We start from the raw sequence: 25,494 nt of genomic DNA on the forward strand, positions 1-25,494 counted from the left end.
ACCAACGATCATGAAAAATTCAGAAGAAAAATATCTTGAAGCACGAAAAAAAGTGCAAAAAATGAAGGATTTCTACACCCATTTAATGGTGTTTATCGTAGTAAATCTGCTATTGTTTGGTATTAATTGGTACACCATAGATTTAAAATATCCCTGGTTTTTGTGGGTTCTATTTGGTTGGGGGATTGGCCTTGCTTTCGATTATTTAAAAGCTTTCGATAAAAACCCAATGTTTAGTAAGGATTGGGAAGAGCGAAAAATCAATGAATACATGAACCAGGATCATGATCCACAACGCTGGGAATAAAATTTGTACATGAGAATAGTAATTATTGAAGACGAGAAACCCGCCGCACGACGATTAAACCGTCTTCTGAATAAAAAAGGATTAGAGGTAGAAATCATGCTACATTCGGTTGCCGAGGGTATTGCATGGTTTTCTAAAAATGAGCATCCAGATCTTATATTTCTGGACATTCAGCTTAGTGATGGACTCTCATTCGAAATTTTTGAAACCGTAAAAGTAAAAAGCGCCATTATTTTTACAACAGCCTATGATGAGTATGCTTTAAAGGCTTTTAAATTGAATAGCGTAGATTATTTACTAAAACCTATTGATGATGAAGAGCTGGATGATGCCATAGAAAAATTTGAAGAAACCCATCAGTCAAAATCGGTAAAATTAAATGTAGACGATTTTAGAAATTTGCTTCAGCTTTCCCCTTCCAGTACTTATAAATCCAGATTTACCATTCAGGTGGGACAGCATCTTAAAATTATAGAGGTAGATGATAGTGTTTGCTTTTATTCTGAAAATAAAGCCACCTATATTCAAAATAATGAGGGTAGGGGATATTTGATGGATACTTCTTTAGAGCAGTTGGAAAAAGAGCTGGATCCCAATCAGTTTTTTAGAATTAATAGAAAGTGTATTGTACACTTAAAAGCAATTAAAGATATTATTTCCTATACCAATTCGAGATTGGAATTAAAGCTCACCAATTTTAACGAATTTCAGATTATCGTGAGCCGGGAACGCGTAAAAGATTTTAAAAACTGGATTTCTTAAGGGTAGAAATTATAAAAAATGTTAAGACTCCAATTTTTTAAAACCGAAGAAAACTTCTTTTCGTAAATATAATTGAAAGGCGGTTAATAAGCCTTTTAACTTGAATCGTTTTTTGGTCGAATTTCTGATTTGAGTTTTTGATTTTTTTGGTTGGTTAGGTGAAAGGCTTGTTTTACAGGCCTTTCATTTTTAATCGATAATCGAGATTAAATGCAACCGATTCGTTCCAGTCAAAATAGCCCCCATGAATTGTCTAAGGTTCTCATATAATTTAATCTGTATGATGAGATTCTGAAATGAATTCAGAATGACTTCTCTGGATATTTTTAGACAGTTTCTTTTAATTTCATATATTTTTTGATGCATTAAGGAGCTGCTACGGTACCTAATACATAAAGCTGTTCCATAGTTGGAGATTTGCTACCACCTTCGGGCTCTAGGGTAATACCAAAAGCTTCAGATTTATTAGCATTTGGTAACGTAAATATTTTAGTTTCCTCTTCATCAAAACCGTCTAATAAACCAATACTTGTTGGGGTTAGTGGTTGCATTGTTAAAGACCATACCTGATATACCATACCTCTTGGTGGTTCTGGTAAACCAAGTGCATCAATATACGTGGTATTATCATTATCATTCCAATATACCGTAGCATAAGCATCTGGAGCTGCATTTTGTCCCTTTAATGGGATTCTCGAAATATTATGATCTCTTAATGTTGCTAAAATTTGTTTTGCATTTTCAGCATCTTCTCTAATATCTGCAATTTGTTGTTCTATAATACTATTTTTTGTTTCAGCTTCGCTTAACGATTGTCTTAATGCGCTGTTTTGCTGGAATAAAAAGAACATGCCGATTAGTAATACGATACTTGCAGCCCATCCAATATAAGTGACCCATTTGGTGCGGTAAGAACTTTGCGGCGTAATTACTTTCACAGCTGGATGTGGCTTTAATTTAGATTTTAATGATGCTAATAAAGCTTCAGGGTTATAAGGTGCAAGGCCGGTTGCCAGTTTTTGAAGTGCGTCTTCAATTTCCTCTACTTCTTTTTCAACTTCGGGATATTCTTTAAGCATTTTAGTAACCTCACGACTCTCTGTTTCGCTAAGGGCACCATAAACATAAAGTTCCAAAATACCTGACGATATGTAATCTTCTATTTTAGCCATTAGTTTCCTACAATTTCTCTTAATTTATTGATACAGGCTCTGTTTCTGGTTTTTACCGTTCCCAGTGGCATTTCTAATTCATCAGCGGTCTCTTTTTGAGTATAACCTTTGAAAAATAATAGGTCGATTAACTTTTTACAAACAGGTTTTAGAACTTCGATATATTTTTTTAATCCTATAGCATCTATGGTAGCACTAAAATTTGTTTTTGATTCCAGTATATCTACGAAATTATCTGCAGCGAGGTTTTGTTTTTTATTTTTAAAACTTTTAGAACGAATTTTATCTATTGAAGCATTTCTGGCAATATTAAGGATCCAGGTAAAAAAACGGCCTTTGCTGGAATCATAGGATTTGGCATTTTCCCATATTTTCATAAATACATCCTGTAAAACCTCTTCGGCGATATCTTTTTCACCAATAATACTAAAAATAATACCGTAAGTACTTTCAGAATATAGCTGGTAAATACGCTCAAACGCTTTTTGATTTCCTTTTTGTAGCTCTACAATTAAGGCATCCTGCTGCATAAAATTTAAGGGTTAGTTTATTTAAAAATAGATAAAAAAATAAAAGCAGCTAATTAATTAGCTGCTTTTATTTCGAATTTTAGGTTTTTTAGCCCCAAATTATTTCATTTCTATAACTCCACATCCTACACGGGTACCAGCAGCACCTGAGGGCTGAGAAGTAAAATCGTCTACACCGTCGTGTACGATAATGGCTTTACCAACGATATCTTTAGTATCATCACCACATCCTATACACCACTCATCTGTAGTTACTGTAATAGTTCCTTTTCCTGAAGCATCTACTTCAAAATTTCCTATATCACCTTTGTGGTATCCCTCTTCAGATCCCCATTTACCATGAGGCTCATTGGTAGGATTCCAGTGACCACCTGCTGAAGTACCATCTGCCGCAGAACAATCTGCTTTTTGGTGAATATGAATAGCATGTTTACCTTCAGAAAGTCCCATGATAGTAGCTTCCATAGTAACTTCACCATTTTCCTGAGTAAAAACTACTTCCCCAGAAAGATTGCTGTCACTTTTAGGCTCTAGTGTAACCACAATTTCTTTTGAATCAGAATCAGCTTCCATTTCGCTGGAATCTGAACTCATCTCTGTTGTTTGCTCTTCTAATTCAGTACTATCACTTTCTTTTTTCTCGTTTTTACAACTTGTTATAAAAAGTGTAGCACAAAAAAGTAGCGGTAAGCTAATACGTTTCATAATTTAGTGATTGGTTTTACAATTAATCATAACGAAGGTACCAAGATTATAAAAGTAATGCAAGCATTTAAGGCAAGCTTAACAGTAGCAAGCCCTTTAAAACGCCATATTAGACTTGCTATAAGTGATTTTAAAATAAAAGTTTACCGCTAAAGAAATGCTCTTTTTTTATATCGTTTTAGTTTGCTATTTTGTCTTAAAAATTGAGCATAAAAAAACCGCACTACTCAGCGCGGTTTTTTTAGAAAATTAAAACTAGTTTAATTTTTTAATCTTAATGTTGCGAAACCAAACCTCGTTGCCATGGTCCTGCAAAGCAATATGGCCAGACTTAGATTTCCCAAATCGTTCCCAGTCGGCAAATTTCGAGTTCTTAACAAGCTCATCCCACCCTTCACCTTCAACGGGAAATTCAACTATTTTCACACCGTTTTGAGTTACAGATCCTTTGTTAGCTTTATGGTCTATTTTTAAAACAACGCTATTCCATTCGCCTACTGGTTTGGTTACATTTTCTGAAGGTGCTACCATGTCGTAAAGTGCACCTGCATGGCGATTAGGGCCATTTTTGCCATCTGGATGTTTTTCATTATCCAATACCTGAATTTCAGGACCGGTTAGATAAGGTTCACCAAGATCTTTATCTTCTACTACGGCCCACATAAATCCGCTATTTCCGCCTTCAGAAATTTTCCATTCCATAGAAAGCTCAAAGTCTGTATAGGTTTCTTTGGTGATCAGGTTTTCACTTTCACTTCTTCCTTCTTTCGGAACAAAATGTAACGTACCGTTACTTAAGGTCCATTGTGTGATAGAATCACGATTATAGCCTTTCCAGTGATCATTAATATCACCTGTGGTGAGCTCTTGCCATTGGCTATTTGATGTAGGTTTAGCGGTAACCTCCATTTCTTTGTTTTCTTTGGAATTTTCTGAATTCTCAGGTTCAGAATTTTTACAGCTTATTGTTGTAATGGCAGCTGCTAATAGCATTAATCCTAATTTTTTCATTTGCGGTTAGGTTAAGGTTAAAATTATAAGAGAACATAACTCTCGATTTTGTTGATTTTGAATACTAACTTAATCCCAGGATTTTTTTAAGACGATCTTCATTAATTTCGGATCCTGCAAAATCGTCAAATTTTTTCTGAGTAGCTTCAATAATATGACTTTGGATGAATGGTGCTCCTTCTTTGGCACCTTGTTCTGGTGATTTAATACAGCATTCCCATTCCATCACGGCCCATAAGTCGCAGCCATATTGGGTTAGTTTAGAGAAGATGGTTTTAAAATCTACCTGTCCGTCACCAGGATGACGGTATCGGCCAGCACGATCTATCCAATCGTTATACCCTCCAAAACTTCCTTTTTTTCCGGTAGGATTAAATTCGGCATCTTTCACATGAAACATTTTAATAAATTCATGGTAGTGATCGATATAGGTTAAATAATCTAATTGCTGTAGCACAAAATGGCTCGGGTCGTAAAGAAGATTAACTCTTTTATGATTGTTGGTTTCGGCTAGAAAACGCTCGAAAGTATCCCCATCATGAAGATCTTCACCGGGATGAATTTCATAACAAAGATCAACTCCGTTTTCATCAAAAACATCTAAAATAGGTAACCATCGATTTGCTAATTCTTTAAACCCCAGTTCTACAAGACCATCTGGCCGTTGTGGCCATGGGTGCGCGGTATGCCATAAAAGAGATCCACTAAAGGTGCCATGTACGTCTAAGCCAAAATTTCTACTGGCTTTTGCGGCACTCTTTAATTGTTTTATGGCCCATTCTGTTCTGGCTTTAGGGTTTCCTTTATACGCATCTGGAGCAAAATTATCGAACATTGTATCGTAGGCGGGATGTACAGCAACCAACTGCCCCTGCAAATGCGTGCAAAGCTCGGTAATTTCTAATCCGTAAGATTCAACCTTTCCTTTCAGCTCATCACAATAGGTTTTGCTTTCTCCGGCTTTCTCCAGGTCTATTAGTGCCGATTCCCAGGTTGGTATCTGTATTCCTTTGTATCCTAAATCTGCAGCCCATTTGCAAAGCCCGTCTAAGCTGTTAAATGGAGCTTTAGTGTCCATAAACTGAGCTAAATAAACTGCAGGTCCTTTTATAGTTTTCATTGGTTAATTTTTTGCAGGTTCATCGTCTATACTTGTCCAAACATTGCCATTCTTATGGCTTTCTACCGCTTTTTCGATAAAGTTCATTCCGCGTAAACCATCGATAATAGTTGGGTATTCGCCATCAAAAGCGTCTTCTCCTAAAATTGCTTTTGCCACGCCATGATAAATATTTCCCATGGAATCAAAAATTCCTTCAGGGTGTCCTGGTGGTAGTTTTGTTCCGCTTAGAGAAAAATCACTGTTATAGGCATGTCCTGGTTTTAACACCTGTAAAGGTTTGTTTTCTTCCAGAAAATAAAGGTAATTAGGATTTTCCTGCTCCCATTTTATTCCAGCTTTGTCTCCATAGACTTTTACGGTAAAATTATTTTCTTCTCCTGTCGCGATCTGGCTAGCTCTAAGTACACCTTTTACCTGACCTTCAAGTCTTAGCAACACGGTACCGTCGATATCCATTGCGTTATCTTCGTAAAGATAATTTAGATCTGCAAGAATGTTTTTAACTTCCATACCGGTAACATATTCAATCATATCATAGGCATGAGTACCAATATCACCAATACAACAGCTTATTCCAGATTTTTCTGGATCTAACCTCCAAATAGTATTTCGTTGTTCTTTATCATGTATAATTGGATTGATCCATCCCTGATAATATTGAACATCGATTTTCTGAATTTTACCAAGTTTTCCTGAAGTGATCATTTCACGCATTTGGCGTACCATTGGATAGCCTGTATAGGTGTAGGTAACAGCGAAAACTTTTCCTGCTTTATCTGAAGCTTCCTTAAGGATTTTAGCTTCTTCTAAAGTTGTGGTCATTGGTTTTTCGCAAATCACATGAAATCCGCCTTCCAATAGTTGTTTGGCCATCGAAAAATGAAGAAAATTAGGAGTAAGTACAGATACTACTTTTATACGTTCTTCTTCCGGTAGATTATTTTCTTTTTCGATTAAATCATCAAGATTGGCATAAATATGATCGGTACCAATCCCAATTTCCTCAGCGAATCGTATACTTTCATTGATATCGGTATTAAAGACACCTCCAACAACTTCAAACTTATCGAACATTGAAGAAGCTACGCGGTGTAAAACTCCGATTAATGAATCACCACCACCTCCAAGGATGCCCATTTTAATTTTCTTTCCCATTTTAATTTTTAATTTTTATTCTGAATATTCGACTTTTTCATTTCGGAAAAAGATAGCAAAAATGATCATTACCACAAAGGCAAACCCAGCTGGTACGATCCAGATATTTGTCCAATCGTGACTGCCATCTGCATTAAGGTACATGTCACTAATTTGTCCTGCTACCCAAAAGCCTATCAACATTCCAACACCATAAGTGGCCAGTGTGATTAATCCCTGTGCGGCACTTTTAATTTTTGGGCCCGCTTTAGAGTCGGTATAAATTTGTCCAGATACAAAGAAGAAATCATAGCAAATACCATGTAAAGCAATACCAATGTAGAGCATAAACACTAATTCGTCTGCATTTCCATAGGCAAACAATAAATATCTTATTGTCCAGGCCAGCATTCCTGCAATAAGCGTAATTTTAAATCCATATCTTTTAAAGAAGAAAGGGATTAACAATAAAAATAGCGCTTCTGAAACCTGCCCAATAGCCATTTTTACTGTAGGAGCCCCCATACCAACTTCGGCTAAGAATGGGTTGGCGTTTTGATAATAAAAGGCCAAGGGGATACAGATCAATATGGATGATAAAAAGAACATGAAAAAGTTTCTGTTCTTCAATAGTCCAATAGCTTCTAATCCTAAGATATCTTTAATTGTAATTTTTTCTCCTTTTCCAGATGGAGGTGTTTTAGGTAAGCTAAAACTAAAAAGGCCTAAAAATGCTGATGCAATCGCCACCATTAAGAATGTATATTTCAGCATACCTTCGGCTCTGGCAGCTTCAGAATCCCAAGCAAACACAGTACTAATTACCACTCCAGAAATAATCCAGCCAATGGTACCAAATACCCTAATATTAGAGAATTCTTTAGATGGATCTTTCATTTGCGCAAACGAAATAGAATTTACTAAAGCTAAAGTGGGCATGTATAAGATCATGTATCCGAGGACATAAGGATAAAAACTTCCAAAGTCTACCGAGCTATACATCATATACATAAGTACCGCGCCAATTAAGTGCAGTACGCCTAAAATTCGTTCTGCATTAAAAAACCTATCGGCAATTAACCCAATAATGAATGGAGCTATAATGGCACCCCAAGATTGTGTAGAGAAAGCTAACGCAGTTTCAGCCCCGGTTGCCTGTAAATTGTCAGCTAAAAATGTACCTAATGTTACAAACCAACCACCCCAAATGAAAAATTCTAAAAACATCATTAGGGATAATTGAAATCTTACCAGTGTCTTCATAGTGTATTGATATTTAAAGCTGCTTGGCTTCGTTTAGTAGTAGTTCTTTCGTTTTCAGGATTCCTTCTTCTGGTGTTAAACCAGTGCCTTCGTACTCAACACCAATCCAGCCAGTATAACCAGCTTCTTTTACCATTTTTAAAATTCGGCCTATATCAAGTGTGGTTTCTTTACCATTTTCGTCGAATGCATACGTTTTTGCACTAACGGCTTTGGCATAAGGAAGCATTTCTTCGATTCCCTGATAAGTAGGATATTCTTCAATACACTCTGTTCCCCACATTTTACCGTCTTTTCGGCGTAAACAAAAATTACCAAAATCGGGTAGGGTACCGCAATTTGGTAAATCTACTTCTTCCATAACTTCAGCAAGTAATTTACCATTACTGGATAAGCCACCGTGGTTTTCAACTAAAACATTAATTTTTTGTGTAGAAGCATATTTAGATAATTCGGTAAGGCCTTTTACTGCATTTGATTTCCATTCGGCTTCATCATTACTACCAAATAAATTGACTCTAATGGCATGGCAACCTAAAAACTTGGCGGCATCTACCCAACGCTTATGTTTTTCTACGGCATCCTCTCTTTCCTTGTCATCGATAGCGGCTAAATCGCCTTCGCCATCTACCATTATCAATACATTTTTAACATTAAATTGCTTACTTTTTGCTTTTAATGTGTCTAAAAGTTGAGAAAAAGCAGCATCTGGATCTTCTGAATTTCGATATTTATCAAAATAAAGTTGACTTACATATTCAATACCATCAAAGCCCAATGCTTTAGCTTTTTCAGCAAAATCAAACGGATCTAATTGTCCTTCATGGATTGGTTTTTCTAATGACCATTGTGCTAAGCTCAATTTAAAAAATGGCTCATTGCTTGTAGTAGAATCAATGGTTTCGGAGCTATTGTCTTCACTTTTAGTTTCCTTGTTTTTACAGGAAAGAAGTGATAAATTAAAGACAATTAACCCTAAAATTAAGACGTGGAATCGGGATAATTTATTCTTCATATAATCTGTTAATATGTTTTAAAAAAATGTAAGATTGATTTTTTTTACATTCATAAATGTATTGTTTTTTTCAAAGATGTGAAATTATACGCAATAATTTATATATTTGAGAAGATTCGATTATCAAATTATTAACCAATAACATTACCGTGAGCAAAAGTTATTACGAAAACGATACCTATGATGCCATTGTTGTAGGAACAGGTATTAGCGGAGGATGGGCCGCGAAAGAATTATGTGAAAAGGGGTTTAAAACCCTTGTACTAGAAAGAGGTCGTATGATAGAGCATGTTAAAGACTATCCTACGATGAATGATGATCCCTGGGATTATAAGTTTAAAGGGCAACAAACACGTGAGGAAGCTGCGCGTCAGCAAAAACAGGCACGTACCGGATATACCACTAATAAAGCCAGTGCGCATTGGTTTGTTGATGATATTGAACATCCATATAACGAAACTAAAAGGTTTGACTGGATGCGTGGATATCATGTTGGTGGACGATCAATCATGTGGGGACGCCATAGTTATCGTTTAAGTGATCTTGATTTTGAAGCTAATAAAAAAGACGGTGTTGCAGTAGATTGGCCTATTCGTTATAAAGATATTGCACCTTGGTATGATTATGTAGAATCTTATATTGGGGTGAGTGGCCGTAAAGAAGGGCTTTCTCAATTACCAGACGGAAATTTTCTTCCACCAATGGATTTAAATTGTGTCGAAGAACATATTAGAGAAAAAATTGCTGAAAATTTTGAAGGTCGTGTTTTAACCGCAGGCCGGGTTGCACACATCACTGGTGATAAAAAATTTGAAGGACGTTCTAATTGTCAGTTTAGAAATCGTTGTATTAGAGGATGTCCTTATGGAGGGTATTTTAGTAGTCCTTCTTCTACATTGCCTGCTGCAAGTAGGACAAATAACATGACCTTACGACCTTATTCTATTGTTAGCGAAGTATTATATGATCCAGATACCAAAGAAGCCACAGGTGTAAAAGTAATTGATACTGAAACAAAAGAAGAAATGGAGTTTAAAGCCAATGTTATCTTTCTTTGTGCTTCAGCTATTGCGTCTACGAGTATCCTTATGCAATCCAAATCGGATAGATTTCCTGAAGGTTTAGGAAACGATAGTGGAGAGTTGGGACATAATGTAATGGATCACCATTTCTTAGTAGGAGCTTCAGGTAAATTTGATGGATTTGAAGATTCTTATTACAAAGGAAGAAAGCCTAACGGAATTTACCTTCCACGTTTTAGAAATCTAAAAGACAACGAAGGTTTAGATTTTATTAGAGGATATGGCTATCAGGGAGGTGCTAGCCGTGGAGATTGGCAGGAAGCGATTGCCGAGGTAGGATATGGTAAAGAGATGAAAGAAGCAATTGTTAAACCAGGTGGCTGGACAATGGGACTTTTAGCTTTTGGAGAATGTCTGCCTTACCATGAAAATAAAATGACTCTAGATTATGATAAGTTGGATAAGTGGGGATTACCTACCGTAACTTTTGATGCCGAGTTTAAAGAAAATGAGCTTAAAATGCGTAAGGATATGAAGGAACAGGCTGTGGCTATGTTAGAAAAAGCAGGCTGCCGTGAAATTTCTTCTTACGATAATATTGGTGCTCCTGGTCTTGGAATCCACGAAATGGGAACTGCACGAATGGGCCATGACCCTAAAACTTCGGTTTTAAACGGGAATAATCAGGTACACACCGTGAAAAACGTATATGTTACCGATGGTTCTTTTATGACGTCTTCTGGATGCCAAAACCCATCGTTAACTTATATGGCAATGACTGCCAGAGCAGCAGATCACGCTTCCAAAAACTTTAAAAATTCGTCTAACGCTTAAACCAGAATCATGAATAGAAGACAGGCCTTAAGAAATATAGGATTAGGAGCTGGAGTGATGGTCGTTGGGCCAAGTACTTTAAGTTTATTACAAAGTTGTAAGAACGAACCTACTTACAATTGGCAGCCTACCTATTTAACCGCATCTAATGGTTTTATCCTGAAAGAAGTTTTAGATATTATTCTGCCTAAAACAGATACTGCGGGAGCAAGTGATTTAAATATAGCTGAATTTATCGATTCTTATATGGCTGAAGTAGCTCCAGAATCTCAGCAAAAAGAGTTTAAGAAATCAGCTGATGCTTTTGCAGGTGCTTTCGAAAAGGAATTTGATAAAGACCCGGGTAACGGCACCCCTGAGGAATTTGATAAAATCATCGCAAAATATTTAAAAGCTACTCCAGAAGAAATAGAAAGCTTTAGACCAAAAAGAACTACCGAAACCCAGGATCCACAAGACCAATCTCCTGAAGAAGAGATAGAAGAAGAAATGAACCACGACTCTGGTGCTCTTGCCTACTTAGAAACAGTAAGGGATTTGGGAATCTGGGCTTGGAAAACAAGTGAACAAATTGGTGAAAATGTACTTTGGTACGATCCAATTCCGGGAGAGTACATTCCTTGTGGTCCAGTAGAAGAACTGGGCGGAGGCAAAGCAATGTCACTTTAAACGTTTTAAAATAGAATACTTTAATTTTGAAATTGAAGTATTTTGTATTAGATTAATTTGGATTCATCTAAATTACTAATTATCCGAAAAGAGCTGTCTTTTTAAAAGGGACAGCTTTTTTATTTTAAGCGATTATATTATCCACTATTCTTAATAAAGAACCGGTATTTTCGCTATTTTGTTTTGATAGCTAGTCTAGATAAAGCGCCATCTTGTCGTTCGTTATTGTAAGACGGAAGAAGTATATTCGAAAAGAATTATTTTAAAATGATATTTTTGAGAGGTAAAGATTTGATGGAATAGCAGTCTGGTTTAATTATTTTAGCAAGAATTCTACCGATTATTAGTCTTTAATTAAGGTGTAAATGTCGGTTGTCCACTCAATAGAAGTTCCACCCATTTCAGGGTTGTTATTAAAGACCTCAAGAATCTGATCGCTAATTTTTAAATGATTTGCTTTGGCATAATCCTGCAATTTATACCAGGCAAAGTGGGTAAACAAGTAGTTGCCGTTATAAACAACATGCATGGCATTAAAAGAGGGTAATGTTTTTAATTTTATTTTGTCGGTTTCAGATAATCCTTCTTTTTTAATGATCGGAAAACAAAAATCGAATTTAATTTCGTTAGTTTCTTTATCCCAGCTTTTTACCAAAACTCTGGGTTTTGCAGGCATTTCAAGATCGTATTTTAAAATATAGTCTGATAAATAACCAATATTGGTCATCATCAGCATTGCTTTTTGTTGAAGCTGTCCTTTCAAACTCATGCATGCACAATCTGTTTTAGGGGCTTTTGTTTCGCCTTTAATAGCAATTTTATAATTGCTTTTGTCTTCTTCTAGTGATTTTCTAATTATTTCAAGCTCTTTTTTAAGGCTATCCTGCTCTTTGTTTTTACCGGTTAATAAAGATAACCGACTGGAAACTAAACTTTCTGGATGTCTAACGATAGCTTTTACTTTATTTACAGAATCGTTGATCTGACTAATATTCCAATCGATCACTAAGGATTTATCTTTAAAATTAAGTTGGTGTTTTACCTCTTCATCAAAGTTTTCCTCTAAAATTTCAGCGTTGCTAAAACTTTCATACGGCCAGTATTCAATTCTTTCATAGATAATTCCACTTGGAGTATTTGTGGTAAAGGCGATACTATAATCGTATGGCTTCACCGCAAAATACCATATAGCAGTACCAATAATACCAACCATTAGAAAGCCTAGTAGAACTTTTCTCATCAGATTATAGCGTTTTTACATTTAAGGTAGTTACCACATGTTTACCTAGGGATATTCCCTGATCTAATCCATTTTCTATAGCAGCACGGTAATGAATACCGCCATAGAGCCTGCTTAGAGCCGCTTCTTTAGCAGCATCTCTAAAAGAGGTGTATTCCCTTTCTGGTAATCCATACGGGACTTCAGTGTCGTCTAAGAACTGAAATTGATCACCAAATAATTTTGTTAATACTTCTGCAGAGGCTCCACTTACTACAGAATGTCCACTGGTGTATTCTGGGAATGGAGGTGTTTGTAGAACCGGTTTCCACTGGTCATTTATAAATTTATTGATCAATGTTTCCGGGCGTACAAGATTACTGCGATATTTTTCATCCCAGCAGCTAATAAAAGCATCAGCAATTGCCATGCTTGTTGTGGTATACGCATAAACGGTCTTATCGAAATCAAGATTCGCCTTTTGGGAGGCCACTTTGGTAATACCAATCCAATGACCGCCTGGAGTAATTTTTTTGGTTGCAAACATTAAATGCCCTCGTTGCGTAGAAACATAAGGATTACAATCCCAAAATTTAGCAATCGCCATTTCTTCAGATTTGTTCCCTGTCTCTTCCATTTGATTGCGTACTTCGTAAACCTCCATTAATTCTTTATAAAATTGAGAATCTTTTTCCATAGAGAATTCAGGGTGACGCTCTGGTTTAAACTGTGAAGAAGAGTCTAAAGTAAAGGGTCTTATTTTCATCCAATGTGGTTCTATCCCATCCATATAGGCCGGTGGGGTAGGCTGCCATCTGGAAACATTTTCAGTATATACTGAAAATTTAGGCATTGTTCGCGTTTGTTTGTAGTTATCTTTGTCAATCCATTGCTTAAAAGCATCAGCTACCTGCATGCCATATTCTTTAGAATTGATAAAAACATCTTCATCATTTTCTTTCCAGTTCACAAACAAACTATCGCTATAATCGGTAATTTCAACTTCAGAAAAAATAAGTGTTTTTCCAATTTCCAATTGCGCGATTAAGGCCGCCATTTTATAATCGATAGCTTTGGTAGTATCTAAAGCCGGTATAGTGATATCTGCACCTATGGTCTTTGTAAGTGATTCTAATTCTGGATTATGTTGTGCAACAATTTCGTAAGCAGCAAGATTAGCATACGAGTAAATTCGGCTTGCTACCGGTGGAGAAAATATGTCGTGCACCATAACGTTGGTAATCTTATCCAAAACGTCGTGATAATTGGCTGCGCTTATCGCTACGGTTTCTTTAGGGGTACTTTTTTCATCAGCACATCCTGTGAATATTGATATACTTAAAAGTAATAATAGAACTCTTTTCATGATTAGTTCAGTTTATAAACTTCTGGTTTTCTGTTATTATAGGTTACCAGTAAATATTCTTTATTTTCTAAATGTAGTATATTGAGATTAATTACTGCTTTTTGCGTAAAATTAATACCAAGATCTTTGGCTTCGATAAAAGTGTCGACAGATTGCAGCATAATGCCGGCGAGTTGATCGAATTTACCGTGGTATGGTATGGTGCCAAAATAATTGCCACCCAATAGCACTTCAGTTTTTCCGTCTTTATTAAAATCGTATTCCAAAAACGAGGTTATCGGAGCTATTTGTAAAGGGGTTTTAAAAGCTTTAAAACTAAAATTCCCATTATCATTTAACAAATATCCTGAAGCCAAGGTTTCTACTTCCAGAACCTTAGCTTTTGCAAGCTGTTCTTTATCAAAAATCTCTTTAATAGTTTTTCCTGCAAAACTTTTATAATCGGGGAATTTTTTACGTAAATAAGATAATTGTCCTACCAACATATCCAAACCATTTACGGGATAATAATTACCGTTTTTCTTCTGAGCTAGAATGGTTTCGGTCCTTCCATTATTATCAAAATCAAGATAATACATTTTAAGCGGATTTTCCTTGTTTGCCTTTAATTTTGTATTTAATCCCCAATTGCCCAGTAAATAATCCTTATCTCCATCACCATCGATATCAAATTCGGCGATGCTTTGCCACAATCCTTTTACATCGCCTTCAATTTTATATGCTATAAGTTTTCCGTTTTGATTTTCGTAAAATTGTGGAGCCATCCATTCACCAACAACGATAAGATCGATTTGCCCGTCACTATTAAAATCGGTCCAGATCGCATCGGTGACCATCCCAATTTTCCCCAGATTATTTTCGTTATCGATGCTAAAATTTCCCTGGTTATTTTTCAGTAAAAAAGACTTCGGAATATTACCAAAATCGTTAGAAACTGCAGCACTACCTATAAAAAGATCCAGATCACCATCGTTATCATAATCTGCTGCTTTGACCACGCTACCGTTTTCAAAATATTCCGGAAACTTAACTTTGCTGAAGTTTTTGTCCTGCTGAAGATATAATCGATCTAATAAAGCCTTGTTTTCACCATAATATTCTCCGCCACCAGAGACAACAAGCAAATCATTCTCTCCATTATGATCAAAATCTTCAATAATTGCTGAAATATCTTCGGAAGGGGCATCGCTTTCTAAAGCCGTAATTGTTTGTTTTTCGAAGCCATTTTTAGTTTGAAAATAGACTGCTGATTTATCGAATTTTGCACTTCCGAAGAAAATATCTTCTTTACCGTCGCCATTGATATCTTTTACCACAACGGCCGGGCCGCGATCAGAAATTTGATACGGAATTAATTTTTGGCGATCAAAATCCTGATAGCGGTTTTCTTTATGCTCATAATCTAGCCCAGGTAACGAATCGATTTTGGTAAACCATAGCTTGTTTTTAGGAAATAACTCGGCATAATTTACTTTTTTAAGGGCTCCTTCTGGTTCAAGGTAAATTGTTTGTCCCAAGTTAAGATTCGATAATTTTTGAACCGAATTATCTGGCCAGATAATTAAAAGTGAATCGATTTTTGTGGTCTCTGGAAAACCAAAATGTAATACCGCTTCTGAAGCCGATTGAAACCCACGTGTGGTAAATAGTTGTTTTATCTGTTGCTGGCCATTTTGATAGGCAATTGCTTTACTCCCAATACCGTGGATATTTGGCTTTTTATAGTTTAGTTTTATTTTTAGAAAATTCTTATTGTTCTCAGTAATTAGGTTTTCATAAATCCTTGCCGGCGCATTGATGTTGTTGGTAATAATATCCAGATCACCATCGTTATCCAAATCGGCATAAGCCGAGCCGGTACTCATAATACTATCTTTGGATATCCAACTACCAGAAAGATCTTTAAAATTAAGGTTTCCTGTACCCTTAAAAATACGGTTTTCGACCGCTCCAGAAGGCATCATTTCAATCGCTTTTTTATCGATTTTATTGCCTTTGCTCAGTTCTTTCTGGATCTGATTATTCGATACGTATTTTATATAATCATAATCATTTGGACGTTTTGGAATTCCTGTTGAGATAAAAACATCCTGTATTCCATCTAAATCATAATCGGCAAAAAGTGCACTCCAGCTCCAGTCTGTAGCGGCCAGGCCACTAATGAGCCCCAAATCCTGAAAGTATTCACCATCTTGATTTATTTGCAGCATGTTTCGGCTAAACTGCTCGTGATAGTGCAAGCGTTCGCTTTTCATTTTATGGATATCGGGAGAGTCGTCGCCCATACTCGCTTTAATCACTTTTTCATCATCAGGAAGCATATCTAAAGTGAGAATATCCAAAAATCCGTCATTATTTACATCGGCAGCATCACTACCCATAGAAAACCTACTGGTATGGCCAAATTTAGATTTCAGGCTTTCGGTAAAAGTACCATCACCATTATTCAGGTAATAAAAATCATCTTCATGAAAATCGTTACTAATGTAGATATCGGTAAAGCCATCATTATTAAAATCGGCTGTTGCAATCCCGAGTCCGTAACCATTTGGTCCGCCATAAATACCTGCTTCTTCGCTAACATCGGTAAAATGGTCGCCATCGTTTCTTAACAATTTATCACCACTTTTTTCATTTCGTTTTTCTCGGATTTCAGCAGGACCGTAAGTATTTACGGTGTGAACAGCATGATTTAGTAAATACATATCTAAATCACCATCGTTATCATAATCAAAGAAAGCGACATTGGTACTATAATTTTTAAAATCTAAACCATATTCAGCTGCTTTTTCGGTAAAAGTACCGTCACCATTGTTGATAAAAAGTTCATTTTTACCTTTAAGTCCGTTGATGCCTACCACGGCACAAACATAAATATCCAAAAGCCCATCGCCATTAATATCGACGATTGCAGTACCGGTATTCCAGTCTGAATTTCCGGCAACTCCGGCAGTTTCAGTGATGTCTTCAAATTGCAGATTTCCTTTATTCAGAAATAGTTTGTTGGACACCTGGTTTCCGGTTAAGAAAATATCGGGTAGGCTATCGTTATTAATATCACCAATTGCAATACCGCCCCCATTGTAATAATACAGGTAATCTAAAATATTAAGGCTATCGGTAGCCGTGAGTGTATTGGTAAAATCAAGATTCGTGATTTCAGCATCTAATTCTTTAAAAAGGGGAGGAGTGGCGTTTTCCTGAACTTTTTCGTTTTTAGAACAGGCCGCCAAAACAGCAAAAATCAATATGTAGCAAAGCCTTTTCATTACTGAAGTTTGTACATTTTAGGTTTTTTGTTGTTAATTCCTACCAAAAGACATTTTTCGCCTTTTTTATTCTGAATTACTTTTAGATCCCGAACCTGTCCTTTAAAAAACAAACCTGTTTTTTCTGAAGTTTCTGCTTTAAAATGACCATTTCCGTCGTTGATTAAAACAAGCCCATAATTAGCGTCTAATCTTGAAAACTGAGGTTTTAGATCGTAGTCATTACCGGCGATAATGATATCCAGGTTCCCATCATTGTTTACATCCAGGGTTTCGATAGCGTAAATGGAACTAAATTGCGCCTTTGCGGGCATTTCCTGAATTTCAAAATTCCCATCACCTTTATTGATGGCGATCATACTTTTAAAACTATTAATTTCTTTTACTAGGGCTTTATCTAAAATCTCTTTAGAAAATAATTGATCTATAGATTTTGTAGCATATTCAGCAAATTTCAGGTTTTGTTTCTTTACTGAAGAAATCTGACCAGAAAGCTCTCGGCGTAAATGTATGGGAACATCTTTACCGTTTATTGGTCGTGTAAAAATCTGCTCGATAGTACCATTATTATCGAAATCATTGATATACACTTTTACGGGAGCTTCTTTGCTGGCGTTGTAAAAAGAATTAGTGCCTCGATTCCCTAAAATTAGATCTGGTAAACCATCTTTATTTAGATCGGCTACCTTCATGCTGTTCCAAGCCCCGGAATATTCATCAAGATTGGAGTTTATTCTAGTTAATTTTTGATCTTTCAATTTAAAAATCGTAGGAGCCATCCAGTCTCCCGTCACGATCAATTCTGCTTTGCCGTCATTATCGATATCTGTCCATTTGGCATCGGTAATCATTCCCAGATCATCTAAAACCGAAGTTTTTAACGCGGTAAATTTGCCATTTCCATCATTTTTAAGCAATTGATGTTTTGGATTTGTACCATAAACTCCGGGTACACTTCGGTATCCGATAAAGAAGTCGGTTTTTCCGTCTTTATTGAAATCATTTTCAGCAATTACTGCAGCATTTTGATTATTAAGAGGTAAATCTGTAGTCCCTTTTCTGAAATTTCCTTTACCATCGTTTAGATAAATTCGGGTTTTATATTGCTCTTTTTCAGCATAAACATTATTGCCACCAGCGATTAGTATCAGGTCTTTAAAACCATCATGGTCAATATCAATAAAAAGTGCACCGGTTTCTTCAAAAACCTTTGAAGCTTCAGACTCATCCAGAATGCTTTGTGAAAATTTACCATCAGGTTGCTGCATATAAAGTACTCCCGATTGATTTCGCGCTCCGGCCACGTAAAAATCTTCATTTCCGTCGTTATTCACATCGGCTACAGCAATTGCAGGACCTTCGCGGGAAAGCATTTTATTAATTAAGCCTTCATAATCATAATCTATGTAATTATCTTCCTGGTGCGCTGTAAAGTCGGTATCAATTTCTTTAAAATATTGATTAGGATTCTGTTCAGGAAGATTAAATTCTTTGGCTTCATTCTGGTCAAAAACCACGAGATTGTTAATATTAACATCGGTTTTTAGTGATGAGGTTCTATCTGGCCAGATTACCCGGATTGAATCTATTTTTTTGTGTTTACCCAAGCCAAAAGTAAGTTTATAATCTGCGGAAGACTGAAAACCACGGGTAGGGATTAACTGTTGGGTGAATTGATCGTCTTTGGTATAAACAATGACCTTACTGCCTATGGCAAAGGTATTTTTATCGTTCCCTTTAAGCTGAATTTTAGTCCAGTTATGATTACGTTTTTTGTTGGTTTCGTTGCGGTAAACAAATGATTTCATGTTTACATTATTTACGATAAGGTCTAAATCCCCGTCGTTATCTAAATCCCCATAAGCCGATCCATTAGAAAAACTGGGAGTATTAAATCCCCAATCTTCGGTAACATTAGAGAAGCTTAAATCGGCATTATTTTTAAAGGCATAATTAGGAATAGGGGTACTTGGCATTTCATTTAAGATCGAATCAAATTCTTTCTTTTTCCCGTTAATCACCATATTCTGTAGGATATCATTTGCAAAGAAATCCATAAAGTCTTGATTGGTAAGATCGTGGTAAATCCCGTTACTTACGTAAATATCTTTATAGCCATCGTTATCCATATCTAATATTAGAGCGCCCCAGCTCCAATCGGTTTGCGCTACACCACTGTAAAAAGCAATTTCAGAAAAACTATTATTCCCATTGTTTAGCTGAAGACTATTTTGCATAAACTGATGAAAGAAATCGCGATCTTCTTTTAATTTATAGAGATCAAAACGTTCAAATTCACTGGTGTTTTTTAAACGTTCGTCTCCTTCGGGAAGCATATCGGTTACAAAAATTTCAGGTAAGCCGTCGTTATTGATATCGGCAATATCTGCACCCATAGAAAACATGCTTAAGTGCGAAATTCTATTTTTAATATCTTCATTAAAAGTTCCGTTACCGTTATTAATATAAAGATAATCACGTTCGTAAAAATCATTAGATACGTAAATATCTGGGAGCATATCACTATTAACGTCACCAATAGTTACTCCAAGGCCAAAACCAATAAGACTCCCATAGATACCTGCTTTTTCGCTAACATCTGTAAATTTCCCATTATCATTTCGTAATAGTTTATCTCCTCCACCTTTAAAAACTTCAGGTAAATCCCAATCTTTACCGCGCAGTTCTCTTTTGTTGTTATAGCCAAGACTAGATGCTGGGATAAAGCTATTGTTAAGGATATAGACATCAAGATCACCATCCATGTCGTAATCAAAAAATGCAGCGTGTGTGGTAAAACCATTTTCGTCCAGATTATATGCTGAAGCATCTTCGGTAAAAGTAAGATCCCCGTTATTAATAAACAGTTCGTTGCGACGATCGTCTCCTTCGATGTTCCCGGCATTGCAAACATAAATATCCAGCAAACCATCGTTGTTGATATCCACCAGAGTTACTCCAGTAGACCAAGACCTATTTCCTTGGGTTCCTGAAGATTCAGAAATATCTTTAAATTTGAAGTTACCCTGATTAAGATATAGTTTATTCTTTCCCATATTTGAAGTAAGATAAACATCTGGAAGCCCATCGTTATTGATGTCTCCAATTCCTACTCCGGCACCGTTATAAAAATTACGGTATCTGAAAATATTGAATTCTTTTTTGTTCTTAACCTGATTGATGAAATGAATGCCGGTAGAATCTGCTGGCATTTCTGTAAATAAATAATCTTTAGGTGCTTCTTTTTGATTGTTATCATCTTTTTTACAAGCATATAAAAAAGAAAATAGCATTACAACACCTAAATATTTGTGTAAGGATAAACCTGAAATCGATAATAATTTGTTCATTATTGGGGTAAGCTGATTAAAAACTTCAAGTAAAGAAAAAAAATTAAAAGAAAAGAGACCTAAGTGACGGAAAACCGCCTCTTAAGTCTCTTAAAAACATGCCTAATTCTAATATCCCGGATTCTGTGTCAAATTAGGGTTAGAAGTTAAGGCTACAGAAGGAATAGGGAATAAAACTCTAAATTCTTCTGTATTGTCTTTAAACTCCCATGTAGAAGTAAAAGTTCCAAATCGAATCTGGTCTTGTCTTCTCCAGTATTCTGTATATAACTCACGTCCACGCTCATCTAGCATATCCTGCTCGGTTAATGAAGATAACGGTGTTGCCTGTCTAATGGCACGTAAATTATTAACCATAGTTAATGCATCGTCAGAGCTGGAACCACCTCTCATAATGGCTTCGGCTTTCATTAAATACGCATCAGCAAATCTAAATACTATTACATGCCCGGTATAAGCACCGTTTGAAGGGTGATATTTTAATACACGAATCCCGTTTCGTTCATTATTACCTAAAAGTCCTGGTAATTCTTTTGTGAAAACAAGAGGATTACCTGCACGGTCTGTAAGTTCGCTACCATCTGCAGCATATTGCTGATTAATAAGGAAACCTTTACCAATAAATGTTCCTGAAGGGTCACCACTTAATGGCACATAACCTCTTCTTTCTTCTTGTCCAGATCCTTCGGTATTTATATTAGGATCACCTTCAAATAAATCATAAAATTCAGCTAATGTAGAGAATCCATTCCATCCACCCCCAGTATTGTCTGTAGTTCCTTGTGCATAATGCAGAGTAGACCACATTCTGTTTCCTGTGCTGGATGTTGTATAAAGAATAGTTTCTGTATCTACAGAAGGTTCAAAAATTTCAAAGAATCCTTCTTGTAATTCAAATCCTTCATCCATAATTGCATCTACATGTTCTATAACCGCGGTCATATCTGCAGCGGCAGCAGAACCTGTTCCTAAGTAAATGTGCTTGTTAAGATATAACTTTGCCAATAAATAATGGGCTGCAGCTTTAGACGCCTGTACTGTACCATCACCAGGCCCTATGCTGGGTAAGTTTGCCATGGCATCATTAAGGTCTTTCATCACAAACTCAAAAGCTTCACTTCTTGTCATCACTCTAGGATTTACGTCTGGTCCTTCATCAACTTCTCTAAAAGGAACCTGTCCATAAAGGTCCATTACCCAGAACATACTAAAAGCTCTTAAGAATTTGGCCTCAGCAACCTGTTGAGCCGAAGCTCCAGTAACAGGTGATATAATTTCTGTCATATTATAAGCAACTGCATTAAGACTATTCCAGGTGTTTAAAACAAAATTATGATTGGCGTCCCAAGTATGCTGATGCAATGTTCTCCAAATTCCATTATCACCCCAGTCTGTTCCTCTGGTAGGAATTAATAGTTCATCTGAAGAACCTTCATTAAGGCCATATAAATTTTCATGTGTTTCTATGATGCCTCTCAAATCGTTATACCCACCATTTAAGTTTTTTTGAATATCAGTTAAACCTGAAAATTCTCCTTGCTCGGTTTCTCTTGTAATAGAATCTGTATCTTCTAGCTCCAGGTCTGTACACCCCGTAAGTGTTCCCAATAAGCCTAAGAAGATTGATAGTTTTATATATTTATTTTTCATAGCAGTGTTTTAAAATGATGCGTTCAGTCCAAAAGTGAATGTTCTTGGTTTTGGATAAGCAGTGTAATCTATACCTGCAGATGGAATTCCATCTAAAGCTTTATTAGTATCAACTTCTGGATCTAATCCAGAATAATCAGTTAAGACAAAGAGATTTTGACCATTCACATACAATCTTAATGTATTAAATACACTACTTTCTTTAAGATTAAAGTTATAGCCTAAAGTCGCATTTTGCATTCTTAAGAAATCTCCTTTTTCAAGAAATCTTGTGGAAACATCGGGAGCGTTAGATGGTGATTCACCATTATTAACGACATCTTTTGTTACATTACGACCATTGTTAATTGCCCCTTTTGTAAAGAAAGCATTCTCTGTATTATTATAAATATAATGACCAAATTGTCCTGCAAAGAATAAGCTTAAATCCCAGTTCTTATATTCAGCTCTTGTTGAAATACCTAAGTTAGTTTTTGGTAAGGCACTTTTACCAATAAACTTTTGTACATCACCATCAGGATAAATACTTTGTCCATTTTCATCAAATCCTCCAAATTCTCGAAGATAATATGAAAATAGAGGCTGCCCACCAGTAAGTAACTGAGCATAAGCACCAGTAAGTCCCTGCCCGTTAATTTCACCAGTTTTGTTTTGACCATTGTAATCCTTAACCATATTATCATTATAGGCTACATTAAAGCCAAAATTCCAGAACCAATCTTCAGAATCTATAATATTATAATCAATAGCAAACTCAACTCCCTTATTAATGATATTAGCATCAAGATTTCTATAGATGAATGGTTGAGGTGATGGTTGTGCGGAGAATACCTGAATCAGTAGATCTGTAGTATTTTTATAATAAAAATCTAAAGATCCGCTTAATCTATCCTGCATAAATCCAAAGTCTAAACCTAGGTTGGTTTGACTGGTTTCTTCCCATTGTAAATCTTTGTTTTCGTAAGCAACTCTGCTAAATGTGGGGTAGTTATTAAATACTCCATCATCATCAATTGATGGATCACCATATCTTTCTCTTACATCATATTGGTTATATGGAATTTCCTGATTTCCAGTTATACCATAACCTAATCTAAGTTTTAATGTAGAGAAGGTTTCTGGAATAAAATCTTCCTCAGATAGTTTCCATGCAAAAGCTGCCGATGGGAATACCCCATATTTGTTATTTTCTCCAAATCTTGTGGAGCCATCAATTCTCATCGTTGCAGTAAATAAGTATTTTCCTGCCAGTTCATAGTTCAATCTGGTGAAAAAAGATTGTAGTTCATCTTTAGTATTAAATGTTCCTTCAGCCACACTTTTTATTGGTAATTCAGCCTGAAAATCTACAAAATGTTCTGTTAGAGGGAACAATCGCTGAACATATAAACCATTAGTATCATACATGTAATTTTGATATGAGCCTAAAACATTACTGCTTAATAAGTTTCTGGCGTACTTAAGTGTTTCTATCATTCCGTCTAAATCGGTTGTTGGAAATCCAAATCCTGAAGTGTTATAGCCTTTTCTTTTAAAGTCTTGAAATGAATACCCTAGTAACGCTTCAAACTTTGAGTTTTCAAACTGTTTTTGGTAATTCAGGGTTAATTCTAATAATCTATTTGTAGTCTCTATTTGATTTAAACTACCCCGACCATTATTAGGAACACCAGATTGAATACCGGTTAATGCACCAGATACAGCGGCTTCTCTGTTGGATTCTGACGTATCGTAACCCAAGTTTAATTTTGCATTTAAACCTTCAAGAAGCTCATAATCAGCAGAGAAATTTAATAAAGCTCTATTTGTTTCTGATTCATCTGAAGTATACTTTAAAAGCGCCAATGGATTAATAATACTACCCTGCGGTTGAAAGTCTGGATCTGCCGGGAAAGTAGGGTTGGCCTGATAAGCAGAACCTAATAAATCTCCTTGAAAACCTGCGTTATTAGATATAGGAGCTCTGGTATCGTTTACTTGAGAAAAAGTAGACTGTAAGTTTAGTTTTAATTTGTCTTCAAATAAACGTTGTGTGATATTAAATCTCCCTGAAATTCTTTCTAAGGAAGAGTTCTCAATTATACCTTCCTGATCTGCATAACTTAAGGATGCTCTGTAATTACCAGTCTTATAAGAATCAGAATATGATAGATTGTGCACTTGCGAAAAAGCAGTCCGAGTGATTTCATCTTGAAAATCGGTATCAGCACCCTGATCTAATATTGCTAAGTCACCACCTAATGAAGTAACGGCATCTAAATATTCCTCTCTTCCTAAGAGATCATATTTATTTGCTGAATTTGCAATACTTAATGTAGAGCCATACTCTAGTTTACCATCGCTACCTCTACCAGATTTAGTAGTAATTATTACTACCCCGTTAGCACCCCTAGAACCATAAATGGCCGTTGCCGAAGCATCTTTTAAAACGCTCATGCTCTCGATATCTGAAGGGTTTAAGAAGTTAAGCGGGTTTTTAGCCGAACTTGACCCAAAACCAACATCACCTCCTCCGGCAGAAGTATCATTACCCGCAAGAGGTACACCATCAATAACGAATAATGGATTGTTACCACCTCTTACAGAAGAGGTACCACGAATTCTAATGTTTACACCTCCACCAGGTTCACCACTGGTCGTTGTAATTTGTAAACCGGCAGTTTTACCCTGAATTAATTCTTCAGGTGAAGATATAACCCCTTGATTAAAATCTTCTGCAGAAACAGTTGCTACAGCGCCTGTCGCATCTTTAACGGTGGTAGAACCATATCCAATAACAACAACTTCACTTAGCGCAGCTGCATCTTCAGACATAGTCACATTAATGGTAGATCTACCATTAACTTTAACTTCTTGCTGGGCAAAACCCACAAAACTAAAAACGAGCGTTGCATTACTCGCAACGTCATTTAAAGTAAAGTTACCATCAAAATCTGTTGTTGTACCATTAGAGGTACCTTTTACCAGAATGTTCACTCCTGGGATCGGCATAGAGCCATCTGTCACTGTTCCCGAAACCGTTTGAGCTTTTGCAAATGAAAAGCTTAATACAGCTATAAGGAACAAACTGATCCTTAATAATCCTTGTTTCAT

The 25,494-nt window shown here is 36.1% G+C and carries 18 protein-coding genes; 4 read left to right on the forward strand and 14 right to left on the reverse strand.

Going from position 1 to position 25,494, the window contains the following annotated elements:
- Positions 1-10 precede the first annotated feature (10 nt).
- Both L1967_RS03115 and L1967_RS03120 read left to right on the forward strand, forming a co-directional pair.
- A complete protein-coding gene (locus L1967_RS03115) occupies positions 11-307 on the forward strand; it encodes a 2TM domain-containing protein (RefSeq protein WP_249600260.1) in 297 nt (98 codons plus the stop codon).
- A gap of 9 nt (positions 308-316) precedes the next feature.
- Complete coding sequence (locus L1967_RS03120) at positions 317-1,069, forward strand: LytR/AlgR family response regulator transcription factor (protein WP_249600261.1); 753 nt, start codon at positions 317-319, stop codon at positions 1,067-1,069.
- A gap of 365 nt (positions 1,070-1,434) precedes the next feature.
- Here L1967_RS03120 and L1967_RS03125 read toward each other — a convergent pair whose 3' ends face one another.
- The 8 genes from L1967_RS03125 to L1967_RS03160 all read right to left on the reverse strand — a co-directional run bounded on the left by L1967_RS03125 (position 1,435) and on the right by L1967_RS03160 (position 9,022).
- Positions 1,435-2,241 carry an anti-sigma factor gene (locus tag L1967_RS03125; RefSeq protein WP_249600262.1) on the reverse strand — a complete coding sequence of 269 codons (807 nt, stop codon included), beginning with the start codon at positions 2,239-2,241 and terminating at the stop codon, positions 1,435-1,437.
- Positions 2,241-2,771, reverse strand: coding sequence for an RNA polymerase sigma factor (locus L1967_RS03130; RefSeq protein ID WP_249600263.1), 531 nt, complete (start codon positions 2,769-2,771; stop codon positions 2,241-2,243). The genes L1967_RS03125 and L1967_RS03130 overlap by 1 nt, the downstream gene beginning before the upstream one ends.
- 99 nt (positions 2,772-2,870) lie before the next feature.
- The gene (locus L1967_RS03135; RefSeq protein ID WP_249600264.1) at positions 2,871-3,476 is read right to left on the reverse strand and encodes a superoxide dismutase family protein; all 606 of its coding nucleotides are present in this window, start codon (positions 3,474-3,476) and stop codon (positions 2,871-2,873) included.
- Positions 3,477-3,731: 255 nt separating this feature from the next.
- Complete coding sequence (locus tag L1967_RS03140; protein WP_249600265.1) at positions 3,732-4,487, reverse strand: 3-keto-disaccharide hydrolase; 756 nt, start codon at positions 4,485-4,487, stop codon at positions 3,732-3,734.
- Positions 4,488-4,551: 64 nt separating this feature from the next.
- Complete coding sequence (locus L1967_RS03145) at positions 4,552-5,607, reverse strand: sugar phosphate isomerase/epimerase family protein (protein WP_249600266.1); 1,056 nt, start codon at positions 5,605-5,607, stop codon at positions 4,552-4,554.
- Between the two features lie 3 nt (positions 5,608-5,610).
- Positions 5,611-6,765 carry a Gfo/Idh/MocA family protein gene (locus L1967_RS03150; protein WP_249600267.1) on the reverse strand — a complete coding sequence of 385 codons (1,155 nt, stop codon included), beginning with the start codon at positions 6,763-6,765 and terminating at the stop codon, positions 5,611-5,613.
- 15 nt (positions 6,766-6,780) lie between these two features.
- On the reverse strand, positions 6,781-8,007 hold the full coding sequence (locus L1967_RS03155; RefSeq protein ID WP_249600268.1) for a nucleoside permease: 1,227 nt from the start codon (positions 8,005-8,007) through the stop codon (positions 6,781-6,783).
- Between the two features lie 13 nt (positions 8,008-8,020).
- The gene (locus tag L1967_RS03160) at positions 8,021-9,022 is read right to left on the reverse strand and encodes a sugar phosphate isomerase/epimerase family protein (RefSeq protein ID WP_249600269.1); all 1,002 of its coding nucleotides are present in this window, start codon (positions 9,020-9,022) and stop codon (positions 8,021-8,023) included.
- Between the two features lie 149 nt (positions 9,023-9,171).
- On the opposite strand from L1967_RS03160, the gene L1967_RS03165 reads away from it, so the two are divergent.
- Together L1967_RS03165 and L1967_RS03170 are read left to right on the forward strand one after the other, a co-directional pair.
- Positions 9,172-10,878 carry a GMC oxidoreductase gene (locus tag L1967_RS03165; protein WP_249600270.1) on the forward strand — a complete coding sequence of 569 codons (1,707 nt, stop codon included), beginning with the start codon at positions 9,172-9,174 and terminating at the stop codon, positions 10,876-10,878.
- Between the two features lie 9 nt (positions 10,879-10,887).
- A complete protein-coding gene (locus L1967_RS03170) occupies positions 10,888-11,547 on the forward strand; it encodes a gluconate 2-dehydrogenase subunit 3 family protein (protein ID WP_249600271.1) in 660 nt (219 codons plus the stop codon).
- A gap of 343 nt (positions 11,548-11,890) precedes the next feature.
- On the opposite strand, the gene L1967_RS03175 is transcribed toward L1967_RS03170, so the two are convergent.
- From L1967_RS03175 to L1967_RS03200, 6 genes are all read right to left on the reverse strand, one after another.
- Entirely contained in the window at positions 11,891-12,787 is an 897-nt protein-coding gene (locus L1967_RS03175) for a GyrI-like domain-containing protein (RefSeq protein ID WP_249600272.1), read from the reverse strand.
- A 4-nt stretch (positions 12,788-12,791) separates the two neighbouring features.
- Positions 12,792-14,132, reverse strand: coding sequence for a vanadium-dependent haloperoxidase (locus L1967_RS03180; RefSeq protein ID WP_249600273.1), 1,341 nt, complete (start codon positions 14,130-14,132; stop codon positions 12,792-12,794).
- Between the two features lie 2 nt (positions 14,133-14,134).
- Positions 14,135-17,401, reverse strand: coding sequence for a VCBS repeat-containing protein (locus L1967_RS03185; protein WP_249600274.1), 3,267 nt, complete (start codon positions 17,399-17,401; stop codon positions 14,135-14,137).
- On the reverse strand, positions 17,401-20,751 hold the full coding sequence (locus tag L1967_RS03190; protein WP_249600275.1) for a VCBS repeat-containing protein: 3,351 nt from the start codon (positions 20,749-20,751) through the stop codon (positions 17,401-17,403). The genes L1967_RS03185 and L1967_RS03190 overlap by 1 nt, the downstream gene beginning before the upstream one ends.
- Positions 20,752-20,859: 108 nt before the next feature.
- Positions 20,860-22,401 carry a RagB/SusD family nutrient uptake outer membrane protein gene (locus L1967_RS03195; RefSeq protein WP_249600276.1) on the reverse strand — a complete coding sequence of 514 codons (1,542 nt, stop codon included), beginning with the start codon at positions 22,399-22,401 and terminating at the stop codon, positions 20,860-20,862.
- Between the two features lie 9 nt (positions 22,402-22,410).
- Complete coding sequence (locus L1967_RS03200) at positions 22,411-25,494, reverse strand: SusC/RagA family TonB-linked outer membrane protein (protein ID WP_249600277.1); 3,084 nt, start codon at positions 25,492-25,494, stop codon at positions 22,411-22,413.

Origin of the sequence: Zunongwangia pacifica, assembly GCF_023499215.1 — a bacterium.
GTDB lineage: Bacteria > Bacteroidota > Bacteroidia > Flavobacteriales > Flavobacteriaceae > Zunongwangia > Zunongwangia pacifica.

Coding starts and splice junctions, on each gene's coding strand:
- L1967_RS03115 (WP_249600260.1), top strand. CDS start 11: ATGAAAAATTCAGAAGAAAAATATCTTGAAGCACGAAAAAAAGTGCAA.
- L1967_RS03120 (WP_249600261.1), top strand. CDS start 317: ATGAGAATAGTAATTATTGAAGACGAGAAACCCGCCGCACGACGATTA.
- L1967_RS03125 (WP_249600262.1), bottom strand. CDS start 2,241: ATGGCTAAAATAGAAGATTACATATCGTCAGGTATTTTGGAACTTTAT.
- L1967_RS03130 (WP_249600263.1), bottom strand. CDS start 2,771: ATGCAGCAGGATGCCTTAATTGTAGAGCTACAAAAAGGAAATCAAAAA.
- L1967_RS03135 (WP_249600264.1), bottom strand. CDS start 3,476: ATGAAACGTATTAGCTTACCGCTACTTTTTTGTGCTACACTTTTTATA.
- L1967_RS03140 (WP_249600265.1), bottom strand. CDS start 4,487: ATGAAAAAATTAGGATTAATGCTATTAGCAGCTGCCATTACAACAATA.
- L1967_RS03145 (WP_249600266.1), bottom strand. CDS start 5,607: ATGAAAACTATAAAAGGACCTGCAGTTTATTTAGCTCAGTTTATGGAC.
- L1967_RS03150 (WP_249600267.1), bottom strand. CDS start 6,765: ATGGGAAAGAAAATTAAAATGGGCATCCTTGGAGGTGGTGGTGATTCA.
- L1967_RS03155 (WP_249600268.1), bottom strand. CDS start 8,007: ATGAAGACACTGGTAAGATTTCAATTATCCCTAATGATGTTTTTAGAA.
- L1967_RS03160 (WP_249600269.1), bottom strand. CDS start 9,022: ATGAAGAATAAATTATCCCGATTCCACGTCTTAATTTTAGGGTTAATT.
- L1967_RS03170 (WP_249600271.1), top strand. CDS start 10,888: ATGAATAGAAGACAGGCCTTAAGAAATATAGGATTAGGAGCTGGAGTG.
- L1967_RS03175 (WP_249600272.1), bottom strand. CDS start 12,787: ATGAGAAAAGTTCTACTAGGCTTTCTAATGGTTGGTATTATTGGTACT.
- L1967_RS03180 (WP_249600273.1), bottom strand. CDS start 14,132: ATGAAAAGAGTTCTATTATTACTTTTAAGTATATCAATATTCACAGGA.
- L1967_RS03185 (WP_249600274.1), bottom strand. CDS start 17,401: ATGAAAAGGCTTTGCTACATATTGATTTTTGCTGTTTTGGCGGCCTGT.
- L1967_RS03190 (WP_249600275.1), bottom strand. CDS start 20,751: ATGAACAAATTATTATCGATTTCAGGTTTATCCTTACACAAATATTTA.
- L1967_RS03195 (WP_249600276.1), bottom strand. CDS start 22,401: ATGAAAAATAAATATATAAAACTATCAATCTTCTTAGGCTTATTGGGA.
- L1967_RS03200 (WP_249600277.1), bottom strand. CDS start 25,494: ATGAAACAAGGATTATTAAGGATCAGTTTGTTCCTTATAGCTGTATTA.